12 protein-coding genes are annotated in these 12,195 nt (G+C 49.0%); 7 read left to right on the top strand and 5 right to left on the bottom strand.

The window, feature by feature from the left end:
• Window positions 1-16 precede the first annotated feature (16 nt).
• On the top strand, window positions 17-628 hold the full coding sequence (locus tag BW931_RS08370) for a trimeric intracellular cation channel family protein (RefSeq protein ID WP_076571507.1): 612 nt from the start codon (window positions 17-19) through the stop codon (window positions 626-628).
• Window positions 629-682: 54 nt separating this feature from the next.
• Here BW931_RS08370 and cysK read toward each other — a convergent pair whose 3' ends face one another.
• Genes cysK through BW931_RS08385 form a run of 3 tightly spaced genes read right to left on the bottom strand, consistent with a single transcriptional unit; the run spans window position 683 to window position 3,218 of the window.
• On the bottom strand, window positions 683-1,612 hold the full coding sequence (cysK, locus tag BW931_RS08375; RefSeq protein WP_076571509.1) for a cysteine synthase A: 930 nt from the start codon (window positions 1,610-1,612) through the stop codon (window positions 683-685).
• Window positions 1,613-1,635: 23 nt separating this feature from the next.
• Window positions 1,636-2,292 carry a YpmS family protein gene (locus BW931_RS08380; protein WP_076571511.1) on the bottom strand — a complete coding sequence of 219 codons (657 nt, stop codon included), beginning with the start codon at window positions 2,290-2,292 and terminating at the stop codon, window positions 1,636-1,638.
• A gap of 20 nt (window positions 2,293-2,312) precedes the next feature.
• The gene (locus BW931_RS08385) at window positions 2,313-3,218 is read right to left on the bottom strand and encodes an SGNH/GDSL hydrolase family protein (RefSeq protein WP_076571514.1); all 906 of its coding nucleotides are present in this window, start codon (window positions 3,216-3,218) and stop codon (window positions 2,313-2,315) included.
• 146 nt (window positions 3,219-3,364) lie between these two features.
• On the opposite strand from BW931_RS08385, the gene BW931_RS08390 reads away from it, so the two are divergent.
• Together BW931_RS08390 and BW931_RS08395 are read left to right on the top strand one after the other, a co-directional pair.
• Window positions 3,365-5,608 carry an ATP-dependent DNA helicase gene (locus BW931_RS08390; protein WP_076571517.1) on the top strand — a complete coding sequence of 748 codons (2,244 nt, stop codon included), beginning with the start codon at window positions 3,365-3,367 and terminating at the stop codon, window positions 5,606-5,608.
• A 77-nt stretch (window positions 5,609-5,685) separates the two neighbouring features.
• Window positions 5,686-6,279, top strand: a complete 594-nt coding sequence (locus BW931_RS08395; protein ID WP_076571520.1) for a biotin transporter BioY — start codon at window positions 5,686-5,688, stop codon at window positions 6,277-6,279.
• Between the two features lie 11 nt (window positions 6,280-6,290).
• Here the strand turns inward: BW931_RS08395 and BW931_RS08400 are convergent, their stop codons facing one another.
• Complete coding sequence (locus BW931_RS08400; protein ID WP_008589337.1) at window positions 6,291-6,953, bottom strand: TetR/AcrR family transcriptional regulator; 663 nt, start codon at window positions 6,951-6,953, stop codon at window positions 6,291-6,293.
• Window positions 6,954-7,080: 127 nt separating this feature from the next.
• On the opposite strand from BW931_RS08400, the gene BW931_RS08405 reads away from it, so the two are divergent.
• Entirely contained in the window at window positions 7,081-9,285 is a 2,205-nt protein-coding gene (locus BW931_RS08405; protein WP_076571523.1) for an MMPL family transporter, read from the top strand.
• 74 nt (window positions 9,286-9,359) lie between these two features.
• Here BW931_RS08405 and BW931_RS08410 read toward each other — a convergent pair whose 3' ends face one another.
• The gene (locus BW931_RS08410; RefSeq protein ID WP_008589341.1) at window positions 9,360-9,758 is read right to left on the bottom strand and encodes a hypothetical protein; all 399 of its coding nucleotides are present in this window, start codon (window positions 9,756-9,758) and stop codon (window positions 9,360-9,362) included.
• Window positions 9,759-9,895: 137 nt separating this feature from the next.
• Here BW931_RS08410 and BW931_RS08415 point away from each other — a divergent pair, with 137 nt between their 5' ends.
• From BW931_RS08415 to BW931_RS08425, 3 genes are all read left to right on the top strand, one after another.
• The gene (locus tag BW931_RS08415; RefSeq protein WP_008589342.1) at window positions 9,896-10,978 is read left to right on the top strand and encodes a M24 family metallopeptidase; all 1,083 of its coding nucleotides are present in this window, start codon (window positions 9,896-9,898) and stop codon (window positions 10,976-10,978) included.
• A gap of 254 nt (window positions 10,979-11,232) precedes the next feature.
• Window positions 11,233-11,565 (top strand): lmo0954 family membrane protein, encoded by a 333-nt coding sequence (locus tag BW931_RS08420; RefSeq protein ID WP_008589343.1) that lies wholly within the window; start codon window positions 11,233-11,235, stop codon window positions 11,563-11,565.
• A gap of 12 nt (window positions 11,566-11,577) precedes the next feature.
• Window positions 11,578-12,192, top strand: a complete 615-nt coding sequence (locus BW931_RS08425) for a PspA/IM30 family protein (RefSeq protein ID WP_008589344.1) — start codon at window positions 11,578-11,580, stop codon at window positions 12,190-12,192.
• Window positions 12,193-12,195: the final 3 nt, after the last annotated feature.

Raw genomic sequence — 12,195 nt, forward strand, 5'->3', positions numbered from 1 at the left:
AATTGGGGGCGCGATTATGGCCTGGGATATAATGAATATGATAGCGGTCATGGCTTTCGCTTTCAGCGGAGCCATCGTAGCCATGAGTGAACGATACGACTTTTTTGGTACGTATATGCTCGGTATCGCAACAGCGTTTGCCGGAGGGATTATACGAAATATTGCACTCGATGTCCCTGTAGTTCACGTATGGGAACAGGGGATATTCTTTTATGTGGCGGTAACGATTATCACCATCGCTTACTTCTTTCCGAAGAGCTGGGTCATGTTTATGGACAGGTGGAACGTATACACGGATGCGGTAGGTCTGTCCGCATTTGCTGTAGGGGGAGCTATGTTCGCATTGGAACAGGGCTTCCCTCTCGGAGGGGTCATGTTTGCTTCTTTATTGACCGGAGTAGGAGGAGGAATAACAAGAGACGTACTTGCTCAGCGCCGTCCCATGGTATTACATCAGGAAATATATGCGGTGTGGGCGATGGGAGCAGGCTTCGTTGCAGGTATGGGCTGGGTGGATCTGGATAGTGTCATACAGATGTACGGTTTATTTATAGTAATCCTCTGTCTGCGCCTGCTTTCCTTTCACATGGGCTGGCATCTGCGTTTTCGTGATTTTTACAGGATGTGAAAAAACCCCTGAACCGGGTGTGTATACGGCTCAGGGGTTTGTGCTGTCCAGGTATTAAAATCGGAATAAGTCCCCGGAGAGATACCGTTCTCCCGTGTCCGGGGAGATGACGACAATTACATCTTCGGGGCTCATTCTTTTGGCTACTTCCATCGCAGCCCAGCAGCTGGCGCCGCCGGAGGTGCCGAGAAGAATGCCTTCTTCCCGGGCCAGTCTTCGCGTCACTTCATAGGCGTCCTCATCCGTGACCTGAAGAATTTCATCGTAAATACCCCTGTTCAGAATATCGGGGATGAACCCGGGGCTGGTACCGACCAGTTTATGCTTGCCCGGTTTTCCTCCGGAGAGTACGGGTGATCCTGCAGGTTCTGCTACGTGGATGCTCAGTTCCGGAAAGAATTTTTTCAGCTCTTCTCCGGTTCCGGTAATCGTACCGCCGGTTCCTGCAGTCGATACAAAAGCGGACAGTGGTTTTCCCAGTGCTTCCATCGCTTCTTTGATTTCGACTGCTGTCGTGTGCCGGTGGGCATCCGGGTTGGCGAAGTTTTCAAACTGCATCGGCATAAAACTGTTTTCCATTTCTGCAGTCAGTTCTTTCGCTTTGGCGATAGCTCCGGGCATCTTTTCTTCCCCCGGAGTAAGGACGATTTCAGCGCCATAAGCTTTGAGAAGGTTGATACGTTCCTGAGTCATAGTATCAGGCATGACGAGAATCGCTCTGTATCCGCGGGCTGCTGCGTTCATCGCCAGGCCGATACCGGTGTTTCCGCTTGTCGGTTCGATAATGGTGGCCCCCGGCTGGAGATGACCGTCTTCTTCCGCCTGTCTTATCATTTCAAAGGCGGCCCGGTCTTTCACACTTCCGCTCGGGTTGAAACTTTCGAGTTTCAAATAGATGGTGGCGCCGTTTTCCGGAGCCACACGATTCAGTTTGACAAGAGGCGTATCTCCAATCAGATCGGCGATGTTATTTACTACGTCCATATGCTCACATCCTTCATTCGGGATTAATTCTGAAATTCCAGATCGTTGTTGGTTACGACTTTCTGTGCAAGTTCGAAACTGTCTTTAGGTACCGCTATTTTAAAGGCGAGCTGGTCAGAATTCAAATTAAAACGTTCTGCTGCCAGCCGGAAATTGCTCTCCGTCTCCATTTGGGTAAGGGCTACGTAGATGTTCTCCTCCTCAGGGTTCACCTGCACCCAGTCCGGAAGATCATAGTTGTCAGCGACGAACTCCAGCACCTTATTGCTTGGAAGCGGAAGTTTTCCGAGAGAAATACCCTGCTGTTCCAAAATGAGGTCCCCGTTTTCCTGCACTACCGGCTCAAGCTCCACCGTTATGGGGATAACCTGGTCGAAAGCCCGGATATTTCCCCGGAGTTTCACGAATTTATCCAAGGAAATCGAATAATCGAAAATAGTGCTTGATGACATTTCATTTAAGTATTCATTCGTTAACTGTTCCAGATTTTCTTTGGTTGAGACGATCGTAAATTCGGCATCCGTGTTCGTCCGTTCTCTGTCGACATTGACAAGGGCGTAGTCCGTCGGGATGAAGATGAGAGCAAGCACCCAGAGGACAATGCCGAGATTAAGGAGAATGACTCCGAAAAAAGCACTGCGCCATTTATTTTCGAAAATAATGTGTTTCAATCTCTTCACTGCACACTCCACCTATACTGCTATTCTTCAATCTCTTCTCTAATATATTCTAACACGCGTTCGGCCATCCGTTTATACCCGGCTTCGTTCGGATGGAAATTGTCCTCCCACAATATATCTTCGTCAGCACCTTCGAATATGTCGCGGATAGGGATGAACCCTGTATTGTCGAATTCGGTAAGTACCCGTCTGCTTATTCTGTTCCAGTCGCTTATAATCTGATTCAGTTCGGGGATATCTTTGAAATATTTATCAAAGGGGTTATATACTCCGAGCAGGTAAATACTTGCCTCGGGGTTGAGTTCTCTTATTTTTTCGAGAATGCTGCGCAGGTTCTGCTCGTAATTTGCCTGCGCTTCGACGAACTGCTCGTAATCAAGAGAAGAAGTGACGTTATCTTTCACTACTTTTATCACATCGTTGGCGCCGATGGTTATAAGAATAAGGTCCGCTTCCCGGATGGATCCCTGCAAGTCCTCATTGTCCAGTCTTTCCAGAAGGTGATCGGTACGGTTTCCTCTTTTTCCGAAATTATCGACCTGGACGGTTTCTGCGGCTGTGTCACTGTTCTGGTTAATGGACTCCTCGAGAATACCTACATAACCTCCATTATCCGTCGTATCACCGACTCCCTGCGTCAGTGAATCTCCCAGTGCAGTAATGTGAAGGTCCTGTTGCACAAACAGGCTTCTTGCACTATCGAGGGCGTCAGAAAAAGACTCTCTTATATTTTCACTTATATCATCTTTTCCCTCTGCATTACGGTCTCCCGGATCGGAACCTGATGCATCATCTTGAGAAGGTTCACCGGTCCGGGGAGGGGAGGGAGCGTCCTGTTTATCTGAATCTGTCAGTGAGAACCACAGAAATCCGGCGAGGACCACTGTGAGTACCAGAATTCCGATTATCCACCATTTTTTTGTCATTACTATCCACCCGACATTTCATTTATTACATTTATTGATTTTATCGTTTCTGAACGGAAACTTCCGCTTTCTTTTGTTATTATATCACTTTTCCGAGGGTGTATAATATACATATGAAATACGACAGGAAAATGGGGTGATTTGTGATGAAATCGATGAAGATTTCCGTTCGGGAGCTGGCGGAATATGCTTATAAACGGGGCAGTATCGATGAAAAATTCCGTTCTTCCAAAGCACTGAGTGAAGGGACGGCCATCCACCAGGCGGTACAGAAGGAATACAAAGAGACAGAGGAAAAAGAAGTATATCTCGACTTTCTGTATGAAATGGAAGAGATGACCCTTCACATTCACGGTCGTTGTGACGGGGTGTTGAGGAGTGAGGAGGGGCTTGTCATTGATGAAATCAAGTCCACTTCGCTGGAAGCGGAAGAACTCGAGGAAGATTTTTTCCCCGAACACTGGGGGCAGGCTTACGGCTATGCGTACATGTATTGTGAACGGGAACAGCTCGAGGGTATCAATGTTCAGCTTACTTACGTACAGAAAGCATCGAAAAAGAAAATCAGGTACTTGCGGTATCTTACTGTGGAACAGCTGGCGGAAGAAGTCCGTTTCATGGTGGAAGCATACACACCTTATGCGCTTACTCTTGTCCGTATGCGGGCACAGAAACATGAAACGCTTCCGAAACTCGGCTTCCCTTATCCTTCGTACCGCGAAGGTCAGCGGACGTTTGCCGGGAGCGTCTACCGCACCGCCAGGGAAGGAAGAACCCTGTTTGCCCAGGCACCGACAGGTATTGGGAAGACCATTTCTTCTCTGTTCCCCGGTGTGAAAGCGATGGAAGAAGGAGATTTTGAACAGCTTTATTATGCGACGGCCAAAACGACGACCCGCGAGACGGCCGAAGAAGCGATCCGCCTGATGCAGGAGGAGGGAGCATCCCTTACTGCGGTAACACTGACGGCCAAGGACAAAATCTGCTTTCAGGAAGAAACGATATGTCAGCCCGAATACTGTTCTTTTGCCGATGGTTATTACGACCGCATCAATGACGCTCTGGTGGACATCCTCACGAATGAGTCGCTGCTGGACCGGAGCACGATTGAGACCTATGCCAGAAAGCACCACATCTGTCCGTTTGAATACTCTCTGGACCTTACGAACGCTGCCGATATCGTAATCGGCGACTATAACTACGTATACGACCCGAGGGTTGCTCTGAAGAGACTCTCCCGTGACAGGACGAAGAAAATGGGTCTGCTGGTGGATGAAGCCCACAATCTCGTGGAACGGGCGCGGGACATGTACTCCGCTTCCCTTTCCGCCTCTGACTTTGAAACGCTGCCCTCCCTGGTGGAATCTGAACGGGCAGGAAGTTTGGCTGCTTCCATAGCCTCCGACATCACTTCTCTCTTTCCGGAAAATCAGAAGGAAGTGTCCATCGACGAAATACCGGGAGTTATGGAGGAACGTATCGAAGCATTTGTGGAAGAAACGGAGTCATTCCTGCGTGATCTGCTGCCGGAGGAACAGAATGAGACGGTGATGAACGTCTACTTCGGAAGCCAGCATTTCCTGAATATGCTTGAACAGAAAGATGATAACTTCGTTTACATCGGTAAAGAAAAGGAAGAGTTGAAGCTTTACTGCCTCAACCCGCGTACAGTAGTTAAGAGAATTACCGATGCCTACCGGTTCTCTGTCTATTTTTCGGCCACACTATCTCCCTTTGCTTACTATAAAGAAATGCTCGGAGGGACGCCTGAAGACTATATTTTGAAGTTGCCTTCCCCCTTCAGCAGAGAACAGATCGACACGATATTCACCCCTTTGTCCACCCGGTTCAGGGACCGGGAGAGAACTGCCCGGGACGTGAGTGACAGTTTAAAAAAACAGACAGAAACCTGGCCGGGCAATCATCTGTTCTTTTTTCCTTCCTATTCATATCTGGAACTGATTCACTCCTATGCTAAAGAATGGGGGAAGGAAATAGTTGTTCAGGAACGGAATATGGACGAGGAAAGAAAGTCAGAGTTTCTGGCCCAGTTCACCGAAGAAAGTGAAATCATCGGCTTTGCCGTCCTTGGGGGTGTTTTCTCGGAGGGCGTCGATCTGAAAGGGGACAGGCTGCGCGGGGTTGCCGTGGTAGGGGTGGCCCTCCCGCCGAGAGATATAGAAAAAGAGCTGATTCATCGTTACTTCGAAAACCAGGACAGGAACGGCTACAACTATGCCTATGTCTATCCGGGTATGAACAAAGTTCTGCAGGCCGGAGGCAGACTGATCCGGTCCGAAGAAGATCACGGAGTGCTGCAGTTTATCGATGACCGTTTTATGACGCCGGTGTACAGGGGGCTCCTCCCGGAAGAATGGAAAAGTAAATGAGTTAACCTTCGAAAAACAAGGTTGACACAAAAAACTTTTTTTATTAAAGTTAACGTAACGAACGGGAGGGTTAACACATGCGTACATATGATATTACAATCGGTTCGATGTTCGTGGCTCTTATGGCCATCGGAGCAAACATCACTGCTATAGCACCATTTCTTTCGGTAATGGGAGTGCCGCTTACGCTTCAGACTTTTGTTGCTATATTAAGCGGACTGATTCTCGGGAAAAAACGCGGGGCATTCGCTATGTTCGTCTATACCGCGGTAGGTTTAATCGGCGTACCCGTATTTGCAGGTTTTAGCGGGGGGCTCGGGAGTTTCGTTTCGCCCACTTTCGGATTTGTATTATCTTTTATGGGGATCGCTTATGCAGCGGGAGCGGTCATTGAGAAGAGACAGGCCTTCAATCGGTATGTAAAGGCCTCTCTGGCCGGTCTTGCCGTAAATTATCTGATTGGGGTTACCTGGCTTTACGCAGCTTTATCCCTTTGGGCCGGAGAAGGTGCGGGTATCAGTTATACTGCTGCCTGGGCGAGTATGCTTCCGTTTCTTCTGAAAGATGGAGCGTTAGCTTTCGTAGCGGCTCTCACCGCGGTTCGTCTGGAAGGGTCATATCTCAGGAATACAAGATGGCGGCAACATCAAAAACAGGCATCCTCCACGTGAGGGTGCCTGTTTCAATTTTCAGAAGGATGGGTATCAGTATTATTATTCAGCGGTCGGGCGAACAGTCCGTTCCAGTAAAAAGTGACAAGGGTCTCTGCCGTTTCTTCTGTAGTGGGAAAAAGAGGAAGGTTGGCATGATCCCGGTAATTCCCCACCCGGAGCAGAGTCACGTACGTCTGGACGGCGAATTTTAAAGGCACTTCCGGAATCTCCCCTGAAGTTACAGCGTCCATAAAAGCTTTTTCAAGAGTGGTGTGGAGCATTTCTTCCGCATTTTTCGTAGCTTTTCTCTGTTTTTCGGACAGAGAGGACCTCGTCTCCCGCATAAGCCCCTCCATGTCTATGTGGAAGGTAGCCTTCAGGTGAGCATCCGCAATCCGCAGGAGTTTATTGTAGAGCGACGTTTCCTCTCTCAGTATCTTCTCCATCTGGAGACTTATCATCTCCATCGTATGTTCCATCGTTTTAGTGAAGAGGTCTGCTTTTGTGGCATAGTAGTAATAGACAGTCGCTTTCGTCACACCGGAGTGTCCGGCTACGTCATCGATAGACACGCGCTGGTATCCGTACTCCATAAACAGAGTGGAAGCAGACTGGAGGATGGCTTCATAAGTGGGCTGTTTCTGTTCGGAAACCTTTGGTCTGCCCACAGATCTTTTTGGTCCCTCCGGCATAAGCCCTCCTCCTTTCCTGATGCGTAAACGTTTTTTTGATTATACCATAGAAAAAATTACTAGATAATTAACTGACCAGTATATATAATTATAAATAACTAATAAAAAAGGAAGAGCAGGTGAGGGCATGAAAAACTTACTGAAAAATTGGGGGAAGACTATAGCGGGTTCAAAAACGAGGTGGGTGACTCTCCTCATTTGGATTGCTCTCGTAGCGGTCGTCTCTGTCGTGTGGCCCCAGGTGAACGACGAAACAACCGGGGGGAGTCAGCTTTTGCCGGAAGAGACGATGTCGGTGGAGGCTTCGAATATTGCAGACGAACAGTTTCCGAATGATGCGGGTGTACCTCTTCTGCTCGTATGGCACAGAGATGGCGGACTCGAACAGAAAGATCTGCAAAACATAAATACGTTATATCAGAATCTGGATGAGGATCCGCTTGAATACCAGTCCATGATTCCTCCTTTCGGAGAACTTCCGCCTCAGGCGCTGCTCGATTCCGCTTCCGGGGACGAAGAGGCTCTGACGACACCGGTGTTTTTCAGCGAGGAGGCCACCACGGACGATCTGCAGCCGGTCCTTTCCAGCTTGCAGGAACGGATTACGGAAATCACGGGAGAGAACTATTTCGATACGGACTTATCCGAGGACGGTATGCATATCAGATATACAGGCGCGGTAGGGATACAAATCGATTCCACGGAGCTTTTCAGTACGGCTGATATCACTCTGCTCATTTCTACCGTACTTCTCGTATTGTTCCTGCTTGTCCTTTTATACCGTTCTCCTATTCTGGCGGTCGTCCCGCTGATCGGTGTCGGTTTCGCCTACGGTATAATAAGTCCGCTTCTCGGATTTATGGCAGACCAGGGGTGGATCGTCGTCGACAGCCAGGCGGTCTCGATTATGACTGTACTTCTGTTCGGGGCCGGGACGGACTATTGTCTGTTCCTTATCACCCGTTACCGTGACGAACTTCTCATGGAACCGAATAAATATACCGCTCTTACGAAAGCGATCGCTCATTCCGGGGGAGCGATTATGATCAGTGCGCTGACGACAGCCGCAGGTCTGTTTACGCTCGTGGCGGCACAATATGCTTCCTACGACCGTTTCGCCGTCCCGTTCAGTGTGGCTATCATCGTTATGGCTGTAGCGGTTCTGACGCTTCTTCCCGCACTTCTGGCTCTTCTTGGAAGAACGGCTTTCTTTCCGTTCATTCCGCGGACAGAAGAAATGATTCAGAAACTGGAAAATAAAAAAGGGAAAAAAGTGAGACGACCGAAAACGAAAAGCCGATTCAGTGAATGGGTGGGTCGGATCACGGTGAGAAAACCGTGGACCATTATCACGGTGACGGTAGTAGTGCTCGGTATCCTTGCTTTGTTCGTCCCCCGTATCAACTATACGTACGGAGTGTTCGATTCTTTTCCCGATGATATGCCTTCCCGCGAAGGATTTGCGATTATAGGCGAACACTATCCGGAAGGTACGGTAGCACCGATGCAGGTGCTTATCCGGTCGGACAGGGAAGTTTCTCTCCGGGAAGATATTGCAGCTCTCGACGAGGTGGAGTCCGTCGGGGAAGCGGAGAAAGGAGAAGAGAACGAAGAGTATGAACAATACAGCGTCACGCTCTCCATAGATCCCTATTCAAGGGAAGCCGTGGCTTTCGTTCCCGAGCTTAAGAACAGAGTGGAAGACCGGCTTCAGGAAGAAGGAGAGGAGGACCCGGAAGACCAGGTATGGATCAACGGGGAAACGGCCGGTCTGTATGATACGGAGAAAGTGACGAGTCGTGATCAGAACATCGTCATCCCGGTAATTCTGGTCATCATAGCCCTCATCCTCGTCACTTATCTCAGGTCCATTACGGCGATGGGATATCTGCTGTTGACTGTCGGTCTCTCCTATCTTTCCGCTCTCGGACTCGGATGGCTCATCATCCACTACGTCATGGGAGAGCCTGCAATGCAGGGACTCATTCCTCTGTACTCTTTCGTGTTCCTGGTGGCACTCGGAAATGACTATAATATATTTATGATTTCGAGTATATGGAAGAACAGGGAGCAGATGAAACTCGATGCTGCCATCAGCAACGGGGTAAGCAGTACGAGCGGGGTTATTACTTCCGCCGGCCTGATTCTGGCAGGAACGTTTGCGGTTCTTGCCGTACTGCCTCTGCAGGTCCTCGTCCAGTTCGGTACGGTGACCGCCATAGGCGTTCTGATCGACACGTTCGTCGTGCGCCCGTTCCTCGTACCTTCCATAACGAAAGTTCTTGGTAAGTACGCGTTCTGGCCCGCTATGAAAAAAGATCCGGAGGAATAGGAACGTCTATATAAAAGCGCAATAAAAAAGCTGTCCCCCACTACTTTTACGGAGTAGCGGGCGGGCAGCTTTTTTTAGTCTTCCGAAATAAATTTGCTGTGCTTGAAGGCGATAACGAGAAAGATAGCAAAAGCTATTAGCAGAATAGTTCCGCCTACAATAAAAAAGACGGTGCTGAATGTTTCAAGGCCGGGGAACGGCTTCGCGTAGTAAAGCCACATTCCGACAGTCAGTCCGAAAACCCCGATGAACGACCCCCATACGTGAGCGATAGCGAGTTTGGAATCTTTTGGTATCGGAAACACTTTGTAAAAAATGCCGAAAGCGAAAAGGGACAGCCACCCGACGACAAGAATGTGAGCGTGGATAGCGGAAAGTTCCAGGCCGCCGCCTCCGGCCATATGAGAGCCTATAAATGCCCCGATAAACGCATAAACGGCTGAAGTTTTTATGAGAAAACGCGTACGATCCATAAACTTCACTCCTTTCTACATGCCTATTATACATGTTGGCTCCGGGGTGAGGGTATGAAAAAAGGATTTGTCGAAAATTTGTCATTAAGTTGGCAATCTTCCGCTCGTTCGATAGGATAAAGGGAGGAGGGATGAAAATGACACAAAGAATGGAAACATTTTGTGAAAGTATGAAAAAAGAGAACATGGACGCGGCATTCGTAAGTTCGAAGGAGAACTTCTTTTACCTGACCGGTTTCCTGACCGACCCGCACGAACGACTTCTTGGTCTGCTCGTTTTCCCGGATGAGAAAGTGGTGGCTGTTTTGCCGGCAATGGAGAAAGGGCAGCTGAAAGAAACCGGATTCAAAGGAGATATCATCGCCTATCAGGACCATGAAAATCCGTGGGAGGCGCTTGCGGATTATAACGAATCTGTACATACTCTCGGGATAGAAGAAGAGCATCTTTCTTACGGAAGAGCCGGGCAGCTGATCGAAGCTTTCGCCACTCCCGAAATCAGGGACGTCACGGGACTGCTCGACCGACAGCGGCTCCTCAAGGACGAGAAGGAAATCAGTATTATGAGAAAGGCGGCCTCTCTTGCCGATGAGGGAGTGGAAGCAGGCATAGCGGCTCTCGAAGAAGGAGTTTCGGAGATGGAAGTCCTTGCCCGGATCGAGTTCGAAATGAAGAAACGGGGGGTACGGGAGATGTCCTTCTCCACGATGGTTCTGTTCGGCGAGAAGGCCGGGCACCCGCATGGAAATCCGGGAGACCGGACTTTGAAAAGGGGCGATCTTGTACTGTTCGACCTCGGAGTCGTGTGGGAAGGATACACTTCAGACATAACGAGAACGGTAGCCTTTGGAGAAGTAGATGAAAAACAGCGCGAAATATATGAAACGGTGAAGCGGGCGGAACAGGCATCTCTTGATATAAGTAAGCCTGGCACCAGGATCGGAGACCTTGACCAGGTGGCAAGAAATGTCATTGAAGAAGCAGGATACGGGGATTACTTCCCGCACCGTATCGGTCACGGTCTTGGCATTAATGTCCATGAGTTCCCTTCCATGAGTCATCTGAATGAAGATGTGCTGAAGCCGGGGATGACGTATACGATCGAGCCCGGTATCTACGATCCTGAAACCGGAGGTGTACGGATCGAGGATGATGTGCTTGTTACGGAGGGAGGATATGAAATTTTAACGAAAACTCCTAAAGACCTGCGGATTATTTGAACAGGTAAGAAACCTGGCCCGGAACAGAATGAATATCAGAAATAGCAGACACTGCAGTGACCGCATACTATCGTGAGGTCGTTGCGGTGTCTGTTTATTTCTGCGCTGCTTTTCCACTCAGGAACGCGCAGATCGACGGGGTTGCGGGACAGAAAGGAAATAAATACGCCTCCGGACCTAGGGGAAGATATGTCTCCGGCTCATTACGGGAAGTACCGGAGTGCCGTAATATTAGTGTTGAAGGAGGAGATGGTATGAAACAGTTCTTATTGTTCATCGGAGCTCTGGCGGCTCTGGCGATTATTCTGGCAAGTCTCGGACCATTGATTATGCTTGCTGTCGGGATCTGGCTGCTATATCTCGTTTATAGACAGTTTACCAGGACGGATTCTGCCGGCGGGAAAATAGGATGGCTGATCGTCGGACTGCTGGTTCTTGCTTTTATTACGCCTCACCTTCCGGCATTGATCGGGGTTGCCGCTGCTTACGGGCTGTACCTTGTCTATAGAAGCTGGAAGAAAGAAGAACCGGAACCTGAGGACGATCCGTTCACTAATTTCGAGAAACAGTGGAAACAATTACAATAAGGAGGGATACCCATGACGAACCTATTCACGAGAATGAAAGACACTTTTATGGCGGATATTCACGACGCTCTGGATAAAAAAGAAGAAAAAAATCCTATGGCCCTGCTGAACCAGTACTTGAGAGAAAGCGAACAGGAAACGGAAAATGTGCAGAAGCTGATTGAACGTCAGTACAAACTGAAACAGGAGTTCGAAAATGAGTACGAGCAGGCGAAGAACATGGCTGAAAAACGGGAACGGCAGGCTGTCGTAGCGGGAAATGCCGGAGAAGAAGAAATGAAAGAATTCGCTCTTGCGGAACAGGAAGCCTATACCAATCGGGCGGAACGTTTGCTACAATCGAAGCAGGAAACGGATCAGCAGTTGCAGGAACTTGAACACAAATATGAAGAAATGAAACATAAACTGAAGGATATGCACGTAAAGCGTATGGAGCTGATGGGACGCGAGAATATAGCGAGAGCCCATCACCGTATGGACCGTGTTTCAAAAGAAGCGTCCGAACAGCCGTACAGCCGTTTTACAGAACTGGATCGCCACATGGAAAGGCTGGAGGAGCAGATTCAGCGTTCTTACCGGAAATCGACATTCGACAGTAAGATCCGGCAGCTGGAAAAAAATCAGTGAACC

The sequence above is a fragment of the Salimicrobium salexigens genome, from assembly GCF_900156705.1.
GTDB classification, from domain to species: Bacteria; Bacillota; Bacilli; order Bacillales; family Halobacillaceae; genus Salimicrobium; species Salimicrobium album.